Below are 18,597 nucleotides of genomic sequence, written 5' to 3'. Positions count from 1 at the left end.
TTCAGCAATTTAGTGGGTGGGAGAAAATACGCCTCTAGCTAGGTCGCGACTAATCAGGAACACATTCTCCACTACCGAGCTATCTCTTGCGCAACACGATCACCAAGTTGGATACCAAGAATTCGCGCACGATGGGCACTCGCACCAACCACCAGGCCCATGCTGGGTGATACCGGGGAAACGCTAACGAGACCTCGGCTAGTCCACGGTCTTGCACGGAATTCGCCCACTTGAGGCCTTCTGCGCAGGAGACATCGAACAACGATTCACCGAACACGTTCTTTGGCGGATAGCCATGTTTTCGGTGATAGCGATCACGGGCGAAGCCACCGCCGACATAGTGTTCCCATAGGCCAGTCTCATGCCCGCCGAAAGGTCCCAGCCAGATGGTGTAGCTCAGGATCATTAGACCACCAGGGCGGGTGACTCGTAGCATTTCCTCGCCCATCACCCATGGCTGATCGACGTGCTCGGCGACATTGGAGGAGTAGACGAGATCAAAGGCATCATTGCGTATGGGCAATGACATTCCCGATCCGCGTATTGATCCCGGGACATTGATCCCGGCCGCCGCCATTTCCCCGACATCCGGCTCGACCGGGATATAGCTTGCCTCTCGCGTACCAAAAGCCTCAGCGAAATAGCCTGGTCCGCCGCCGACATCCAGTACTTTTGCTCCATCGAGGTCCTTTCCCAGTAGGTCCAAAGAAAGAGACGTCAACAGGTCTGCGGTGTCCTCAGCCAAGGGGCGATAGAACAGCTCGGGCTCGGATTGCTCGTGGCTGATCGATCTTAATAGGGTGAGCGAACGGGAAAGACTGGCTCGACCTCGGGTTAAAGACGACATTGCTCTATCGTGCCATGCGCTCACAGGTAGGCTGGTGAAGTCATGAAGATCCTTCTGTTGTGTTGGCGCGATTCCACTCATCCGCAGGGTGGCGGCTCGGAACGCTACCTTGAGCGGGTTGGTGAATACTTGGCCGATCGTGGTCATGAGGTCGTCTACCGCACCGCAGGACACACGGATGCGCCCAGGCGATCGACGCGCAAGGGGGTGCGATTCTCTCGCAGTGGAGGAAAATACACGGTCTATCCCAAGGCCTGGGTGGGGATTGCGCTGGGTCGGATGGGTATTGGCACCTTGGGGAATATCGACGTGGTGGTTGATACCCAAAATGGCATCCCGTTTTACGCCAGGTTGGTTTCCGGGGCGCCCACGGTGTTATTGACTCATCATTGCCACCGTGAGCAGTGGCCAGTAGCTGGACCTGCCATTGCTCAGCTCGGTTGGTTTCTCGAATCTCAAATAGCTCCTCGGGTCTATCGGGGTGCGCCCTATGTCACGGTTTCGAGTTCTTCCAAGGAGGATTTGGTGGATCTGGGGATCCGAGCGAGTGATATTCAGATCATTGAAAACGGGCTTGATCCGGTTCCTGCTCATCTACCGCGGCTTGATGACGACGCGGCCATGCATCTGGTCACCTTGTCTCGGTTGGTGCCGCATAAGCAGTTAGAACACGCCATGGATGTGCTCCTAGAGCTATCTCCTAGCCGCAATCTGGTGCTCGACATCATTGGTTCCGGCTGGTGGGAGGATCAGCTCCGAGAATATGCCACTGAGCTAGGGATCACTGACCAGGTTATTTTTCACGGCCAAGTCACCGAGGACTACAAGCATTCTTTGTTAGCCAGAGCCACTATTCATCTCATGCCTTCGCAGAAAGAAGGGTGGGGATTGGCAGTGATGGAGGCTGCCCAACATGGGGTGCCTACTATTGGTTATCTCACCGCAGGTGGGCTGCGCGATTCCATCCGGAATGGGGAAACTGGATTGCTCGCTGAGGATGCCACAGAACTGGTATCACTCACGCAGCGACTATTAGATGACTCATCTCTGCGTTCGCAGATGGCAACTGCGGCCAAACAATGGAGCTCTGAATTTTCTTGGGCAACTACTGGAGCCCGGTTCGAAAAATTACTCAACGATGTCGCCGCAACCACCGAGCAGTCAACAGTGCCACCGGGATCAACAACCAACCAATGAGGAGAAACAGCCCAGTCCGTACTGAGCGTGACTCGGCCGTAGTCTCGGTAAACTGATCGTTATCGACGATGGCCCCGACCTCCAAGTCGGCGAGCTTTGCCAAATCTCGCTCAGTCCAAGCCTGATTAGCCTGGACCCATCTTTCTGAAGGCGGATCTACGACCACTCCGTCGACGACCAGCACTCCTGATTCCACTAATGACAGTGCTTTGGCATGCGGGTCGAGAATAGGCAGACCATCGGGGCGAAGCGTCAGTGTGGGGGTATCCACGAGCAAGACATCCCGCCCATTGGCCAACGACACTAGTTCTTCGTCGACCTCGAGCTGAGTTGGAGCTAGCTGTTGCAGCGCGCTAGGCGCATCGGGAATCTGCAATAGGGCCAACGCGAGTGCCACCGCTGCCAGTGATGGGCGCAGCGATGCTGCCAACGCGGCATAGGCAGGTAATGCGAGGACAACCAACTTTCCAGCATCCCGAAAAAGCCCGGTACCGGGGATCGTCTCGACCACCCAACCCATCGCGCCGGGTGCCAACCAGACAAAAACAGCGCCACCAATTCCGAGTGCTGCCAGACCCAATAGCGGCAGTGGGACCCGTCGCACCCCCAACATGAGAACGGCAAACAACAAGATTCCAGCAAGGGCAAACCCACCAGTTTCTCGGGATGCTGGTACCGCATCGGCGTTCCAGATTCCGCCCAAGCCAAGCAAAGCTCCAAGGGTGCCCACGTGGGCTTCCGCACGTGGGGCGAAGGCGCTGATTGAAGCGGACGTCGATAAGCCTGAGGCAGGATTAGTCAGACCGGGGATAATCCAAGGCAAGCAGGCCAACACCCCGATTGCTAGTGTCCAGCCTCGGCGGGCACGAGAAACGATCACTCCAGTGAGAAGGGCCAAAATCGCTCCGGTTGGCGTTAACGAAGCTGCCCACATACCCAGCCACATAACCCAGGTGCGACCGGATAGTCCGGCTGCCGCGATCAATGGGAGCAGCCAACCAGCGATCACGAGGGACCAATGTCCTTGCAGGAGCCGTTCGACGACAAAGGGATTCCAAAGCACTATTGTCACGGCGGCGAGTGTCCCTACTAGTCCACCGCCAACCACGCGAGATAGCCAGATGGCACCGCCTGCACCTGCCAATGCCCCGAAGACGATAAGCGCTCGGGCAGCCCAGGAAGCAGGAATCGCCATTCCGATCAGCCCCAGCAACCCATCTTGGGGAGCATTACGAGCGGGCAAATCTCCCCAGCCCAAGGCGGAGGGAGTCAATGCTGGCTGATCGAGAACCAGCATGTCTCGCAGGGCTAGCTGTCCGGGCGAAAACAGTGGCCAGAGAAGCGCAACCATGAGCAGGGCGGACCACAGCCAAGGAATCGCCCATCTTCGGGTGCGAATCAGGACGCGGCCTGTTGTGTGCGGTTGCGCAGAATTAGCGTCACTGTGCCGAGAATCAGGAGAAATGCCAGAGCTTTGGCGAGATAGGAAAAGATCTGCAAGGCCCGCAGCTCGCCGACTACTTCATCGGCAGCAGCCCGTTGGATGTCTAGAGTCTGCTGATCCCAGGTGTTCTCGCCGAGATATAAGGCGTGCGCACGGGAGGGATCGAAAGCGAGCGCTTCGGCTTCTTGTACATCGGCGGCGAGATAGACATGTCGATTCTCTGTGCCATCGAGGATGATACCGGAGCTGGGCTCCACCCAGACCGTGCGGCTGACGGAATAGAACGGTTCAACCACTACGGTGTCTTCGACTCCATAGTCGAATCTTTCGAGTTCTTCTTCGGAATAGAAACGGCTAGCCGGACCCGAGAACGTGTAGCCCGAAATGAGATCTTGTTGTTCCACCGATAGTTGGTTGAAGAGCACTTCTCCGGAAGCTAGCTGCGGACTAGTGATGCTGGTGGGCTGTAAGAAGGCACGGGCGGCGGCTTCTCGGGTAGATACTGCAGTGATGGTCTGGTGGAATTCATAGGCATCATGACCATTGCGATTGGTCTCGCCGACATAATCCAAGGCCACCGGCTCTTGGGCCAGAACGTCGAAAAATTCATAAGAACGTCGTTCTAGGGTGAAAGGAAAGAAATACTGCAGGCCTTCTCGGACAAACAGCTCTGATTCTATGCCGGAGGGCACCCCGGGAATAGACATGGTGAGGCTGCTGGCAGGTTCAGCTACTGGGTAGGCGGAGCGGCTTTCCAACCGGACGTGATCTTGAAACTCGGCAACCTCGTAGCCGAATACATTGGCTTTGATAACCGAATCCACGTTGATCTCTTCGTCATCTGCTGTCTGGCTGGTAGTGGTGATCCGAGTCTGGAAGGATTCTCCCTCGGTGACTAAGCAAGAAAACGGTAGGTCTTTGAAGGCAGTATCGCGACATTCTGGTCGGTCAAGATTGGCCTCGGACGCGGTCCTATTTTCTAGCGCGCTGGGATCCACCGCTACCGTGTATGCGGGCTCAGTGTGGAACTCTGCAGAGACCCCGGCCGGGATCGGTTTAATGGACCAGATCAGCAAAGGCGGGATGAAAGAACCAGCCATAAACGCTAGGGCCGCGAGCACCAACAATATGACAATCGACCGTTGTCGACGGGCCCATGTGCCAGGGAATGAAATCACGGCTGTCCTTCCACTAAGATCACCGAAAATAGCCGGGAGAGGTCAACGAGACAGTCGAGGGGGCAAGGTATGAATCATTCGATCGCGCCCCACATAATGTCTCCATTCTACAAGCCAGCACATATTTCTTCGTTGGAAGGGGTGCGTGCAGTCGCTGCGTTGGGAGTCATCCTCGCGCATGTGTCTTTCCAGACTGGAATGGATCCTGCGAGCCCCATCGGTGCCGTTTTAGCGAGATTCGACTTTTTTGTACCTGCGTTCTTTGCACTTTCTGGATTTCTCTTGTGGCGTGGCCATCGGCATGATCGCACCGGCGCTCAGATTGGCAGATATTTAGTCAATCGAGTCGCGAGGATCTTGCCTGCCTACTTAGTGTGCGTCCTAGCCGTCATCTTGCTCCTGCCAGAGGCTGGGCAGATGAGTAGCAGCCAAATAGTGGCGAACCTGACGCTCACACAGGTATTCGCCGTGGACGGGCTGGCCCCAGGGCTGACCCATTTGTGGTCATTGAGTGTTGAGATGGCGTTTTACCTAGTGTTGCCGCTGTTGGCGCTAAGCCTCGGGCGTCTTCCTCGGCGCGCCCGGATCGCAGCAATCCTCGTGGCTGGTCTCCTGAGCTTGGGCTGGGCCTACCTGCCCCTTGTGATGGCTGGACCGGATCTCGCAGCAGGTATTGCTAACCGCCAGATTTGGCCGCCGGCCTACACTTTGTGGTTTGCCGTGGGATTATTGTCTGCGGAATTCGAAGGCCGAGTTCCACCGCTGGTGGATCGAGCTTTGAGGGTGCGTTGGTTATGGTGGGTTCTGGCCTTGATAACCGCCTGGATTGCCGGACAAGAGTGGTTCGGACCGCTCGGATTGGTGCATCCTGACCCCAGTGAATTCGCCAGGAGAGTCATCGCCGGAACCGTGTTCGCAGTAGCAGTGGTCTGCCCGCAGGCGCTGGCGCCAGGTGGTGGATGGTTAGCCAGCCCGTTGATGCAGAGTTTGGGCAGGTGGTCCTATTCCATCTTCCTGTGGCATCTAGCCATGCTCTCCCTGGCGTTCCCGCTGGCAGGGATCGGCTATTTTCAAGGTGGGTTTGTCATCATTTTGGCGTTGACGTTAATAATGACACTGCCGGTGGCAGCTGCCAGCTATCTTTTTGTGGAAGCACCGGCTGCCCGTTGGGGCAGACAAGTAGCCAATAGGCTAGCTAGGGCTGCAACGCAAAGGAGCATTACTACTTCGGAGTCGCCTGCATAGGTGCCACTGGGCCAGGGGCTACGTGCTAGCCATGCGCCAGAAATACTCAGCAAGGCTGCTGCTAGAAGCCCACCGGGAATGATCGTGATGCGCAGGATCGCATAGGTCACCAGTCCTGCGAGGAGACCTGGCCAACCAGCCACGAGGGTAATGACCATCCCACCGAAGATCGCTAGTCCTGGGACCTGACCTTCATCGAGTTCGAAGGCTTGAGCTCGTGTACGGGAAAGCACTATGAGTGCGACCACAATACTCACCAGCGCTAGCAACCCGCCGCCGAAGAGGAAACCGCGATAGGCGGAATCTCCAGCAAAGGAGAATCTCACTTGGCCGCCGGCGCCGGCAGGAACGATGAATGCTTGGGTGGCGGCGTCGATAGTAATCGGCTCTAATTGGCTACCGGCCAATTCGGCCTGCAACCCCGGGTTAGCGGCCCTTCCGGTGATCAGCAGCCGGTCGAGCTCTGATGGTTCGAGCTGCTGGCCAGTGGCGGACCACAGCGGGGAAGGGTCGGCACCTTCCGAGGCGAGACTGACCCATTCTGCGTCGGAAAATAGTTGGTGCGTGCCAGGTTCCAGGGTGAGAATATCCCCGGAGAGATACTCGACCCCGTCCACTGTGATGGGCAGCTCTTCGGCGGTCTCAACTAGAAGCGTCATCTCAGTAGGCGCGGTGAATTCGCGGATGATCACTCCGGTATCTACGGCGAGGCGCTGGAAGAGAAACTGGGAGACATTAGGGGAGGTATCTGGCACGGTGACGATGCGTTCAATGGGTGCGCCTTCGATCGCGACTTCCGCGATACCCACCGGACCGGGCTCGCTGAGGGTTAGTCGTACTGCCTCAACGTTGCCCTCGAGCATGACTTCGGTGGGTTCCTCAGCTACCAGTTCCACCTCCGTGTCATTGACCAATAACACCGTGTCTGCGGTGGCGGTAATCGTGACTACTGGGTCGTTAAGGTCCAGATCTGGCTGCAGTTCCAGCCACTGACCGGCTGCCGTGCCGGGTGTGGGCCACCACGCGGTCTCGGGATAGTTGTCGACAGCGGCAGTCATCGATCGCGCCGGGTCTGCCCCGCCGAAGCTCGTGGCATCTGCCGCGGAGCTGCTGGCGCTGACGTGCCCGCCGTGCTCGATTACCTGGGTATAAGGGCCGACCGAGGGATAGTTCGGGACTGCATTGCGCACATCGGCACCCTCGGCAAGATCTGCTAGCGGTGCCGAGACCGCCCCCTGAAGGGTGCCGTAGTTACGGACGGTGAGCATCGGGGTATCAGTGACTACCTCGGCGTCGTGGTCAACGAGGAGCCGGGGGCCGGAGCCGAAACGGGCGTCGATAAGCGCGAGAATTTCACCGCCACCAGCTACCCGAACGGGATCTTCAGAAGTGATCATCAAGTCGGCGACCGGGTCGAAGAGGATGATCTCCACCTGTTGCTGATCACCGAAAGACTCGACACTGGCACCGGTGGCTTCAGCGATGGCGTCGGCATCGATGGTTTCTGTGTCCTCAGCCAAGTCATGGCGGATTAGTACTGCACCGATGCCAAGGCGGCGCAGCGCAGCCACCCCAGTCTCAGGATCATGGTGCAATACGGACATGACCCCATCGAGGCCGCGAATGGCTTCTGGGTCAATCAAGGGCACCGCATCGCGGACTGCCCAGGGCACCTCCAACAACGGCTGCGCGGGTTCATCACGAGTCCAACCCCAGTCTTGGCGGGCAAAAGAGGTCTCTGGGACGATCAGCGTGCGGGTTTCAGAGGCCTCCTCATTGAGGAAAGTGCTCGCTTCCGACCAATAATCTGGGACCTGTTCATAGGCACCGAGTGGCAGAAGGCGTCCTGACCACGCCGGCGCCATGCTGGCCGCGGCGATCAGACAAACGAGGACACCAGCTGCTTCTCGACGCCCCGGTGACACCCACTGTCCTCGAGTCGCGGGCAGCCGCAGGTACGCTCCCAGTCCGGCAACTCCGATCAGCAGCGGAATGCGCACGAGTGGATCGAATTTATGGAGATTGCGCAAGGCCACGCCCGGTCCATCTAAAAACTCCAACCACTGCGGGCCGAGGGGGCCGTGGGCAACTCCCAACACCGCCACCCCGCTCAGCAGCATGATTGTCCATAGTTGGCGATGTGGAGTTGCTGCTAGCCCCAAGCCCCACAAGCCAAGCGCAGCAACAGCCACGGTGAGCAAGATAAACACTGGTTCAGACACCAGTAGCGTTCCGGCCACTCGCTCGGAGTCCGCGAAGGGCGCCCAACTGGTGGTACCGCGGAGAATTTCCACCAGGTTGAGCCACCTAGTGGTCACGAAAGAAGACTCGATAAAGTCCGTGAAAGGAGCGGAGTAGCGGCCAAGAATCAACAGCGGTCCGATCCACCACAAGCTGACGAAAAGGCATCCCGCAAGCCACGCAGCAGTGGCCGCCAAGGCCCCTTGATCACGGCGCAGGATCCGCCAAACCAGCACAATCCCGGCTGGCAGACAGGCAGCCAACGTGGCAGTGGCATTGACCGCACCCATTGCAGCCACCGGTAAGACCGCTGCGGCGATGGCGCGCCGGTCTAGTCGTCCGAGCAGCGGAATGATCACCCACGGAGCCAACATGACTGGCCACGTCTCGGAAGAGATGGTGCTCAGCGTGCTTAGACCTCGAGGGGAGAGCGCGTAGAGCAACGCTGCCAAGATACGAAAACCAGGGGAACCGACCCGTAGCCGCGTGCTTAACAGCAGAAACCCGGAATATCCGACCCCGAGAACAAGAGTCCACCAGAGGCGCTGAGCTAGCCAATCGGGCAATCCATCGGTGATGAGAAAGAACAACCCGTGTGGGAAAAGATAACCATAAGCCTGGTTTTGTAGCTGACCTAGGGTAAACGTATCGGTCCAAGCGTGGAGCGCTCCGGCGAGGAAACCAGCCGGATTGGCGGTCAAATCGTGCTTGGTGTCTGCGCTAGTGAACCCAGCGGGCTGGAGGAAAACCAGGATCGTTAAAAATACCCAGCCAAGGAGGTGTGGCTGGGCTTTGGGCAGAAAACGCGGGACCGTGAGAAGGCGCACGGATCTAACTCTGGTATCAGCCGCGGGTGCCGTATTCCGGGCCGCCGAGTAGCGCATCAGAGGCCGGCACGGCGTTGCCCTGCGGGACTGAATCTTGCCCGGAGAAGGCGGCGATTCCGATGATGGAGACCACACCGAGTGCCACGCCAACGACTGCGCTGGCTACCACCGATTGGAGACTACGGCGGTTAACTGAGGTAGATGCTTCTGACATGGAAACTGATCCTATCAGGAGTTGTCTCCGGAATCCTCGGCGTCTTCCGAGTCTGCCTCCGGGGGAACGATAAGCATCGGGATTCCGGCATTCTGCAGAATACTGCCCGATGTTGAAGGCTGGAATAGTGAACGCCAGCCGCTAGTGGCACGAGTTCCGCTCACAATGACATCTGGTTGTAGTTTCCAGACCGCATCGACAATCGCGGACCACACAGTGGCTTCTACCTCCACCAGGTGGGCTCGTGGGGCTAATCCCAAAGAACGCGCGAGATCCATCCCTTCCTGACAAGTCGCTCGGGCCTTGGCATAGACCGGATCTTCTGCTTCGGAGCTATTTACCCATTCTGCCTGGTAGAGGCCCGACATATTAATGGAGCGAGAAGCAGTTCGCTGTAGTGGTTCCCATGCAGTGAGCACTTCGACGTGCGTGGGTACGAGCAGCTGGGCGGCATAATTCATTGCCCGGCGAGCCTCATCAGAGCCGTCGTAGGCGATGAGCATGGTCAATTGCTTGGGTGTGCTCACAGCTGCACTTTTCCTTAGTTCAAATAGCCAGTCGTTGACGAGTCTAGCGATCTATCAGGCACACTGTCAGTGTGTTCAACGCCAACCATCGTCAGGGATGGACAGCTAAAGGTCAGATCGCCACTCGGTTGGTGGTCTCTACCTTTGCAATTTTAGTTTTGGCTTCCTGCGCCTCCGGAACCTCGGAGCCGGAGCCAACCGAAGCGGAAACTAGCTCGACAACTGCTATTTCCACTACTACTTCCAGCACTACCTCTAGTGTTCCGCCTAGCCCTGCCGAGATTGCTCTGGAGCGAGTACCTGAGCAACAACGGGAGCAGATTGCTTCATTGATGGTGGTCGGTGTGACCGACTTTGATGACGCTTTGGCCAAACTCAACCAGGGCGTTGGTGGGATATTTATTCCCAGTTGGGCAGATTCAGGGCTGTTGGCCGAACCAGGGCGCGATATCGCAGCCCTTCGGGAAATTATTGATCGTCCATTTTCGGTATCCATCGACTACGAGGGTGGCCGTGTTCAACGGCACTCAGAGGTGCTCGGTGAGCGAGTCTCCGCGCAGGAAATGGCCGCCACGATGACCCCGGAACAGGTGCAAAACCATGCGCGTGAGCTGGGGGAGACCTTGCATCAGCATGGAATAAGCATCAACTATGCTCCCGTGCTTGATGTTGACACCATTGATTTGCCGATTGTCGGTGATCGCGCTTTTTCCACCGATCCGTGGGAAGTTGGAGAATACGGTGCAGCCTTTGCCGCTGGTCTGACCGAGGCTGGAATTACCCCGGTATATAAGCACTTTCCTGGGCATGGCCAAGCTAGCGGGGACACCCATGAGAAATTAGCAGTCACTCCGCCGCTCGAACAGCTCTACGATCATGATTTGATCCCCTATACCGTGGCGCTGCCGAAGTCCCCAGGCGCAGTGATGATCGGACATATGGTGGTTCCAGGACTAGGCGATGGAGTCACTCCTTCCAGCCTGGATCCTGCTACCTATCAGTTACTCCGCAGCGGCGATTATCCTGGTGGAGAGCCGTTTGATGGATTGACCTGTACGGATGATCTGTCGGGGATGCGCGCGATTACAGATCACTACTCTCTGGGACAAGCAGTTACTGCAGCCTTGCAGGCAGGTGCGGACCAAGCGCTATTTTCTTCTGTCACAGATCTAAGCCATGTCATCGATGTCGTTGATCAGGCAGTCAGCGACGGCCAAGTTTCCACATCACAGATAACCCAGTCAGCCCAACGCGTGCAGCTGCAATTATTGGAATCTGGAGTCTGAGATACCTCGTGGCTAAGTAGGTATTTCCCTGTCAATCCCATTAGTGTGTGATGTGTGAGCCAGTCAAATAACCAGGACAGTGGCCGAAAAGGCATGAGGATTTTTCTCGGAGTAGCCGTTGGCCTGCTCGCGGTGATGGGAATCGCCTATGGGGTTGATTACGCTCTCACCAAGGGAAATGTCCCCCGCGGCACCACCGTCGGTGGGGTGGCCGTTGGCGGCCTGAGCCCAGATGAGGCCCGCGATCTCTTAGAAAAGGAGCTCGGCGGGGTCGTCGATGAGCCAGTATCGGTTAGTGCTGGGGAACGTACTTCACAGTTCATTCCGCTACAGGCTGGGATGGCCATCAACTGGGATGAGACCGTCTCGCAGCTAGGCACGGAATCGCTCAATCCGTTGATTCGCCTGCAGGGCTTATTCGGTGTCGAAACTGAGGCCGAAATCGTTTCAGATACTAATGAGGCGCTGTTGAACCCAGAGGTTGACCGTATCCACGAGGAGCTCAACGCCGAACCTGTCGACGGTGCCGTCCTGCTTATCGACGGCCGCGTGGACGCCATCGCTCCCGTGATCGGACAGACCACCGATGCAGAAGAACTCCACGAGGCGATCACCACCGATTGGCTTAATCCCGAGGGCGTCACCGTCGAAGCGGACCTGACCGATCCCATGATTGGACAGGATGCCGTCGATGAAGCAGCCGAAGGGCCAGCTGCCGCCGCTCTTTCCGCACCCATTGAAGTTCGTGGCCGTGATGAGATCACTGGTGTCATCAACCTAGAACAGATGGGGCAGGTCGTGTCCTTCGTACCCGATGGAGAGCTGCTGCGCACCGACATCAACACTGAGGCTGCCGAGGAATTGCTCTCCAGCCAACTATCGGTGACTGAGAGCGAACGCCTCAACGCGACGATCACCTACGTCAATGGTGCAAAACAGATCACTCCCTCCGTCGACGGAGTAGAAATCGACTGGGAAACCACCATGGCTGGTTTTGCCGACCGAGTACTCAATGCCGATGTCGCAGCAAAGAACTGGGAAGCGGTCTACCTAGATGACCCAGCCGCCTTCACTACCGAAATGGCAGAGACTGCCACCTTCGACGAAGTGCTGGGCGAATTCACCACCTCAGGCTATGCAGAGGCTAGCGGTATCAATATCGCTCAAGTCTCCAACACCGTCAACGGTGCCATCGTCGCCCCAGGAGAGACCTTCTCCCTCAACGAATTCACCGGCTCTAGAGGCACCGCTCAGGGCTATGTAGAAAGTGGCGTGATTATCGACGGCCGCGCAGGCGAAGCCGTCGGCGGCGGAATCAGCCAATTCGCCACCACGCTCTATAACGCCACCTATTTCTCCGGGATGGACGATATCGCGCACACCCCGCACAGCTACTACATCTCCCGCTACCCGGCTGGCCGTGAAGCCACCGTCTACGAGGGCGCAATTGATCTCCAATTCCGCAATAGCTCCCCCTACCCGGTTCGGATTGAGTCTTTCATGGGCGGCGGAGACCTCACGGTACAGATCACCGGTATCAAGACCGTCCAGGTGGAATCTGTCAACGGCGGTAAATGGGCATTCACTGAGCCACCGGAACGGGATATCTCCGGTGAAGATTGCATACCTTCGAGCGGAAACCAAGGATTCACCACCTCCGATACTCGAATCATCAGCAATCTCTCCGGTAATGAGATTTCTCGAGAGACCCAGACCACGGTTTATGATCCCCAACCGATCGTGACCTGCACTGGCTAGAGCTGGCGCTGGAGCTAGAGCTGGCGCTGTGGTCTAGCCAAGGTTGATTTTCCTGCGGGCTGGCATCCCTTTTTGGAGTGCTGGCCCGCTTTTCGACGCCACAGTGGTTATTCGCGCTGCAGTTGGTGGGCTTTGGCCGGGGAGTCGGGTGGTTTGTGCGGTGCGAATAACCGCGGTGGTGGGGTGGGCTGTGGTGTGTGGTTGTTCGCACTGCAGTTGGTGGGCTTTGGCTAGGGCTCTGTGCGGTTTGTGCGGTGCGAACAACCACCCCCAATCTCCGGAGTTCAATCAGCGCACGAAAAAACGGCCCACCGAGAATTCGGTGGGCCGCTACTAATACGTGGAGCCGGCGACGAGAATCGAACTCGCACTCTCAGCTTGGGAAGCTGATGTTCTACCACTAAACTACGCCGGCAAAGGGGCAGCTCAAACGTGCTGGAGACCACTCTAGCAAAACCTAGAATCTCGATTGCGAACCGGTCCCTGAATGAAGATCTGGCTCAGTGACGTAGACTGGCTGACGTGCTTCTCTCTGATCGTGACATCCGCTCAGCCATCGATTCTGGTGTGCTCGGCATCGAGCCCTATGAGCCCGCCAACGTCCAGCCCTCGAGCGTGGACGTGCGAATGGACAAGCTATTTCGAGTATTCAATAACTCGAAGTACACCCACATCGATCCAAAGCTCCAGCAAGATGAGCTGACAAGCCTTGTCGAGGTGGAAGACGGCGAGCCATTCGTGCTGCACCCAGGCGAGTTCGTCCTAGCTTCCACGCTGGAGAAATTCACTCTTCCTGCCGATCTCGCTGGCAGGTTAGAAGGAAAATCCTCTTTGGGACGTTTGGGCCTGCTGACCCATTCCACTGCAGGATTCATTGATCCCGGGTTTTCCGGTTACATCACCCTAGAGTTGTCGAACGTAGCCAACCTGCCGATGACCTTGTGGCCAGGGATGAAAGTCGGCCAATTGGCGCTGTTTAACATGTCTTCGCCAGCGGAGACTCCCTATGGTTCCGGCGTGCTGGGCTCGAAGTATCAAGGCCAGCGAGGCCCGACTGCGTCGAAGGCATATCTCAACTTCCGCTGATCGTTACCCCTGGAAGCAGCAGAATCGGTAGGTAGATCCGTGCTTTAAGTCCGATTTAAGCCCCCGTTCACATCCTGCCGGTAAGAATGGTCATTATGCACATGACTGTCATCGGCACTGGTTATCTTGGGGCAACTCACTCAGCCTGCATGGCTGAACTCGGCCATGAGGTTCTCGGCGTGGACGTAGATTCCGCCAAGATTGACTCACTCAAGTCGGGCGTTGTCCCATTCTTCGAGCCTGGATTACCGGAGGTACTCAACCGCAATCTTGAGAGCGGTCGATTGAACTTCACCACGGACTACGGGGAGGCCGCTGAATTTGCGAACGTACATTTCCTCGGCGTCGGGACGCCGCAACGCAGGGGATCCTATGCAGCGGATCTGACCTTTGTGCGCGCGGTCATCGAGGATTTGGTCCCGCTGATGAAGGGCAATCACACAATTTTTGGAAAATCGACGGTACCGGTTGGTACTGCCGCTCAGCTGCAGGAATTAGCCGATAGCTTGGCTGGCCCCGACACCAATGTGGAGATTGCTTGGAACCCAGAGTTCCTCAGGGAAGGCTACGCAGTCACTGATACCATCACCCCAGATCGCATCGTGCTCGGTGTCAACGGTGGTGATTCCCGTGCCGAGGAAATTGCCCGGGAGGTCTACGCCATCCCGCTTTCTCAAGAAACACCCTTTTTGGTCACGGATCTACCCACCGCAGAGTTAGTCAAGGTCTCGGCCAATGCCTTCTTGGCTACCAAGATTTCCTTTATCAACGCAGTATCCGAGGTCTGCGAGGCCGCTGGTGGCGATGTCACCGCTTTAGCTGATGCCATCGGCTATGACGACCGAATTGGTCGGAAATTCCTTGGTGCCGGTTTAGGCTTCGGTGGAGGCTGCCTGCCTAAAGACATCCGGGCCTTCATGGCTCGCGCAGGTGAGCTCGGGGCCGATCGAGCGTTGACCTTCCTCCGCGAGGTAGATGCGGTCAATATGCGCCGCCGCGAGCGGGCGGTTCAACTTACCCGCAAGCTATGTGGGGGAGATCTTCTTGGGCACCGGGTCACGGTGTTAGGTGCGGCGTTCAAGCCCAATTCTGATGACGTTCGTGACTCTCCCGCCTTGAGTGTGGCGGGTTCGCTTTCGCTAGCAGGCGCTGAGGTTAGTGTCTACGATCCGCAAGCGATGGACAATGCTCGGAAGGTATTCCCCACACTGAATTACTCACCGACAGTCGAAGACGCGCTCACCGGTGCCGATGTAGTGGTCTTAGCTACTGAATGGCAGCAGTTCCGCGACCTTGATCCGGCAACAACCGGCGAATTGGTCCGCCGGCGAGTGATCATTGATGGGCGCAATGTTCTTCCGGTCGACCAATGGCAAGCCGCTGGCTGGGATATTCAGGCGTTGGGCCGCAACCTTTAGACCTCGGCAGGCATCGTCTCAACGGCCTTCGTCAGGATCTTTCGATCAGGGACCGTCCAAGCAGCGATGATCGTGGTCAGCGGTACCGCCAAGGTTAGTGCGAGAGCACCGATGCCGGATCGCAGCAGCTCGGTGGCAACTACGTCGCTAGTCATGGTTTGGCTTAATGGACGCTCTGCCACACTAAGCAGCAGGAGCAGAGGCAAAGCCGCACCCGTGTAGGACAACACCAGGGTGTAGATCATCGAGGAGATATGATCGCGGCCAACTTTCATAGCGCCGATAAACAATCTGCCGGGGGTGGCATCCGGATCGATGCTGGCGAGCTCGTTGACGGTAGAGGCTTGAGCAATGGTGACGTCGTTGAGTACACCAAGGGCGCCGATAATAAAGCCACACAGCATGAGACTGATGATGGATACGCCGGGCAGATAGAGCAGAATATTGAGGTTTTCTTGGTCGCCCAGCCCGCGTAAATGGGTGGTATCGATAGCAAAATAAGCCAGCATGGATGCCGCACCCAAAGCGATGAGCGTACCGCCGAGTGCAGATGCGGATTTCCAGTTCAGACCGTGGACCAGTGGCACCACGATCATGAGGATGGCAGAGCCCGCGACGAGCGCTAGAACCAGGCCATTTCCTCCATTTAGCAGCGCTGGGAGAAGGAATATCGCGATGCCCCCGAGAGTGATGACCAGCCCAAGCAGCGCACGGACACCGCGCCACATTGCGAAGATGACGATCGCGAGCGCGATGATCACACCCCAGATAATCAAGGCAGTGGTGCGCTGGTAATCAGAGAAAGAATAGGTAGCAGGGCCATCAGCCACGGGAGTTTCGGCGAGGAGGATCTTGTCGCCTTCTTCTAAGACTGGTTCGCCGGGCAATCCGTAGTGGACAAGCATGGTTTGCATGCCAGCGTTTTGCCCAGAAGTAATGTCGACTAACGCCCGGTTACAAGACTCGTCAGACTGCTGGAGAGGAACCACCGGAGACCCTTCAAACGCCGTACCATTGGACGGCGAATTACATAAAGCAGAATCCACCAGCGTCACAGTTCCCTCGACCTGGGTGTGGTTGAGGCTAAAAGTGGTCGCAAAATCCGGTGAGATCTCCGGTCCCTCAGCATCCGGCCACTGCCACCACAGACCTATCACTGTGGCGGCAACTGAAAACGCCAGAAACGCCATGAGCAGTTTGCGCCAAGGTGAAGTGGCCACAGTGGAAGTACTGGTGGAGTGATGTCGTCCCATAGGTGACGATGTTAATCAGTAGGAGCAGAAATAGTCATTGCTGGCTGCTTACTGTGAGACTGACACCGCCCCCGCATCCACCCTGAACATTTGGGCAGGTACGGGAAAACACCGCGTCCTATTGCTTGTAGCTGACCAGGAAATTGCCCAATCGCTCGATCGCGTTTTCCAATTGAGAGGCCCATGGGAGGGTGACTACTCGGAAGTGGTCTGGCTCCGGCCAGTTGAAGCCTGTTCCTTGGACCAACAAGATCTTTTCTGCGCGCAGAATATCAAGCATCAGCTTGGAGTCGTCATGGATCTCATAGACGTTCGGGTCTAGGCGCGGGAATGCGTAGAGCGCACCCATCGGTTTGGTGACACTGACTCCGGGGATCTCATTGAGTTTTTCATGCGCGATATTGCGCTGATTGAGTAGGCGACCACCGGAATTAGTGAGTTCGTAGACTGATTGGCGGCCGCCGAGTGCTACTTGGATAGCATGCTGTGCAGGCACATTCGGGCATAGGCGGGTTCCTGCGAGCAGCTCGATGCCTTCGACGAATCCGCCGGCATGTTCCTTCGGTCCGGTTAGCACCATCCAGCCAGCTCGGTAACCAGCTACCCGGTAGGCCTTGGACAGGCCGTTGTAGGTGATCGTCAGCAGATCTGGTGCCAGCGAGGCGATATTAATGTGTTGAGCATCGTCGTAGAGAATCCGGTCATAAATCTCATCGGCCAAGATGAGCAGTTCATGCTCGCGGGCAATATCGACGATCTTCTGCAGCACTTCCCGCGGGTACACAGCACCTGTCGGGTTGTTGGGATTAATGACCACGATTGCTTTGGTCTTTTCCGTGATCTTGGATTCGATATCCTCAATCGAAGGATTCCAGTCGTCTTCCTCATCACAGAGGTAGTGCACCGGCTTGCCCCCGGAGAGGGAACACGCAGCGGTCCACAGGGGGTAATCGGGGGCAGGGATGAGCACTTCGTCGCCATCGTTGAGCAGTGCCTGCATCGTCATGGTGATCAACTCGGAGACACCATTGCCGAGGAATACGTCATCGACGTCGAAATACGGGAACTCGTCGATAAGCTCGTAGCGGGTGACAATCGCCCGGCGCGCCGGGATGATTCCCTTGGATGTTGAGTAGCCCTGAGCGGTTGGCAAAGCGGCGATCATATCGCGCATGATTACATCTGGGGCATCAAAACCAAAGGTCGCAGGGTTGCCCGTATTGAGTTTGAGAATGCGGTGACCGTCCAGCTCAAGACGCTCCGCTTCTGCCGCTACGGGACCACGAATCTCATAAAGAACGTCCTTCATCTTGTCGGACTGGTCAAAGATACGCGGACTACGCCGGCGGATCGGATTCTGGGGATCGGTCTCAGTCATGGGCACTATGTTGCCATCCGGAGATCTGTTGCGAAAGGATGCCCTGCTATTCCGGCTTTTTCTTAATCGTCTTGTTGACGAAATCCATCGCCTTGTTAGTGATCTCGGCGGTTTGTTCGCGACGTTTCGTTCGCAACTCTGACAGACGATCTTGTTCGGCCACTCGAAGCTCGGCAGCCCGTAGCTTTTCTGCTGTGCGTAGCTCACGGATGCGTTGCTTATCGACGGCCCTCGGACTCGGCACGTACCACGTCGTCGGGCCGATCTTCATGACATAAAGCAGAATCCAGATCGTTGGAATGATCAGCATCAGCAACCAGGCAGTTGGGGTCAAAGTAGATAAAGCTATGGCTCCTGCAACTGCCCCGATGGAAGTTAATCCGAATATTCCCAGCCGAAGCTTGCGGCCTTCTCGGAAAGCATGATCAATTTCCTGGGCACTGTAGAGCTTTGATACCTCTGAGCCGGGGCTGCCGTGGAGCGCAGGGAGGTCTGCAAATAGTGGTTGCAATTCCCCCTGTACCTGGGCTGCAGTGATTGTGTGGCAGCGGTTGTCATATTCTTCGATGCTAAGGCGGCCCTCTGCAAAAGCCTGGCCAAGCGAGGACATGGCAGCAGCACGCTCGGCGTCACTGAGCCGAACGCTTTTGTTCTGGCCTTCGTACTGATGGCTGGCGTTCATAGTTTCAGAGTCTACC

The 18,597-nt window shown here is 57.0% G+C and carries 15 protein-coding genes and 1 tRNA gene; 6 read left to right on the top strand and 10 right to left on the bottom strand.

Annotated features, from left to right (window positions below; translation table 11 throughout):
* Positions 1-79: 79 nt before the first annotated feature.
* Positions 80-847: a class I SAM-dependent methyltransferase gene (locus C5L39_RS00980; RefSeq protein WP_197714691.1), complete on the bottom strand. Its 768-nt coding sequence runs from the start codon at positions 845-847 to the stop codon at positions 80-82.
* Positions 848-889: 42 nt separating this feature from the next.
* On the opposite strand from C5L39_RS00980, the gene C5L39_RS00975 reads away from it, so the two are divergent.
* Positions 890-2,044 (top strand): glycosyltransferase family 4 protein, encoded by a 1,155-nt coding sequence (locus C5L39_RS00975; RefSeq protein ID WP_123047022.1) that lies wholly within the window; start codon positions 890-892, stop codon positions 2,042-2,044.
* Here the strand turns inward: C5L39_RS00975 and C5L39_RS00970 are convergent.
* Entirely contained in the window at positions 1,980-3,413 is a 1,434-nt protein-coding gene (locus C5L39_RS00970) for an MmpA family trehalose lipid delivery protein (RefSeq protein ID WP_484028998.1), read from the bottom strand. The genes C5L39_RS00975 and C5L39_RS00970 overlap by 65 nt on opposite strands.
* A gap of 29 nt (positions 3,414-3,442) precedes the next feature.
* Positions 3,443-4,666 carry a porin PorA family protein gene (locus C5L39_RS00965; RefSeq protein WP_123047020.1) on the bottom strand — a complete coding sequence of 408 codons (1,224 nt, stop codon included), beginning with the start codon at positions 4,664-4,666 and terminating at the stop codon, positions 3,443-3,445.
* Between the two features lie 69 nt (positions 4,667-4,735).
* On the opposite strand from C5L39_RS00965, the gene C5L39_RS00960 reads away from it, so the two are divergent.
* Positions 4,736-5,911, top strand: a complete 1,176-nt coding sequence (locus C5L39_RS00960) for an acyltransferase family protein (protein WP_245974830.1) — start codon at positions 4,736-4,738, stop codon at positions 5,909-5,911.
* On the opposite strand, the gene C5L39_RS00955 is transcribed toward C5L39_RS00960, so the two are convergent.
* Genes C5L39_RS00955 through C5L39_RS00945 form a run of 3 tightly spaced genes read right to left on the bottom strand, consistent with a single transcriptional unit; the run spans position 5,803 to position 9,696 of the window.
* Positions 5,803-8,979: a DUF3367 domain-containing protein gene (locus tag C5L39_RS00955; RefSeq protein ID WP_245974829.1), complete on the bottom strand. Its 3,177-nt coding sequence runs from the start codon at positions 8,977-8,979 to the stop codon at positions 5,803-5,805. The two genes, C5L39_RS00960 and C5L39_RS00955, sit on opposite strands and share 109 nt — an antisense overlap.
* Before the next feature lie 16 nt (positions 8,980-8,995).
* Entirely contained in the window at positions 8,996-9,193 is a 198-nt protein-coding gene (locus C5L39_RS00950; RefSeq protein WP_123047018.1) for a DUF2613 domain-containing protein, read from the bottom strand.
* A gap of 14 nt (positions 9,194-9,207) precedes the next feature.
* Positions 9,208-9,696: a universal stress protein gene (locus C5L39_RS00945; protein WP_123047108.1), complete on the bottom strand. Its 489-nt coding sequence runs from the start codon at positions 9,694-9,696 to the stop codon at positions 9,208-9,210.
* A gap of 140 nt (positions 9,697-9,836) precedes the next feature.
* Between C5L39_RS00945 and C5L39_RS00940 the strand changes: the two genes are divergently transcribed.
* Together C5L39_RS00940 and C5L39_RS00935 are read left to right on the top strand one after the other, a co-directional pair.
* Complete coding sequence (locus tag C5L39_RS00940) at positions 9,837-11,006, top strand: glycoside hydrolase family 3 N-terminal domain-containing protein (RefSeq protein WP_123047107.1); 1,170 nt, start codon at positions 9,837-9,839, stop codon at positions 11,004-11,006.
* Between the two features lie 93 nt (positions 11,007-11,099).
* Positions 11,100-12,764 (top strand): VanW family protein, encoded by a 1,665-nt coding sequence (locus C5L39_RS00935; RefSeq protein ID WP_123047017.1) that lies wholly within the window; start codon positions 11,100-11,102, stop codon positions 12,762-12,764.
* Positions 12,765-13,105: 341 nt separating this feature from the next.
* On the opposite strand, the gene C5L39_RS00930 is transcribed toward C5L39_RS00935, so the two are convergent.
* Positions 13,106-13,179: transfer RNA gene (locus C5L39_RS00930), tRNA-Gly, on the bottom strand.
* 107 nt (positions 13,180-13,286) lie between these two features.
* Here C5L39_RS00930 and dcd point away from each other — a divergent pair.
* On the top strand, positions 13,287-13,850 hold the full coding sequence (gene dcd / locus C5L39_RS00925; protein WP_123047016.1) for a dCTP deaminase: 564 nt from the start codon (positions 13,287-13,289) through the stop codon (positions 13,848-13,850).
* Between the two features lie 95 nt (positions 13,851-13,945).
* Positions 13,946-15,268 (top strand): UDP-glucose dehydrogenase family protein, encoded by a 1,323-nt coding sequence (locus C5L39_RS00920; protein WP_123047015.1) that lies wholly within the window; start codon positions 13,946-13,948, stop codon positions 15,266-15,268.
* Here C5L39_RS00920 and C5L39_RS00915 read toward each other — a convergent pair.
* The 3 genes from C5L39_RS00915 to C5L39_RS00905 all read right to left on the bottom strand — a co-directional run bounded on the left by C5L39_RS00915 (position 15,265) and on the right by C5L39_RS00905 (position 18,581).
* Positions 15,265-16,521: a YibE/F family protein gene (locus C5L39_RS00915; RefSeq protein WP_123047014.1), complete on the bottom strand. Its 1,257-nt coding sequence runs from the start codon at positions 16,519-16,521 to the stop codon at positions 15,265-15,267. The genes C5L39_RS00920 and C5L39_RS00915 overlap by 4 nt on opposite strands.
* Before the next feature lie 118 nt (positions 16,522-16,639).
* Positions 16,640-17,899 (bottom strand): pyridoxal phosphate-dependent aminotransferase, encoded by a 1,260-nt coding sequence (locus tag C5L39_RS00910; RefSeq protein WP_123047013.1) that lies wholly within the window; start codon positions 17,897-17,899, stop codon positions 16,640-16,642.
* A gap of 46 nt (positions 17,900-17,945) precedes the next feature.
* On the bottom strand, positions 17,946-18,581 hold the full coding sequence (locus tag C5L39_RS00905; protein WP_165857939.1) for a DUF1707 SHOCT-like domain-containing protein: 636 nt from the start codon (positions 18,579-18,581) through the stop codon (positions 17,946-17,948).
* Positions 18,582-18,597 lie beyond the last annotated feature (16 nt).

The sequence above is a fragment of the Corynebacterium alimapuense genome, from assembly GCF_003716585.1.
In the GTDB taxonomy this organism is placed as follows: domain Bacteria; phylum Actinomycetota; class Actinomycetes; order Mycobacteriales; family Mycobacteriaceae; genus Corynebacterium; species Corynebacterium alimapuense.
This window is presented reverse-complemented; position numbering and strand designations above follow the sequence as displayed.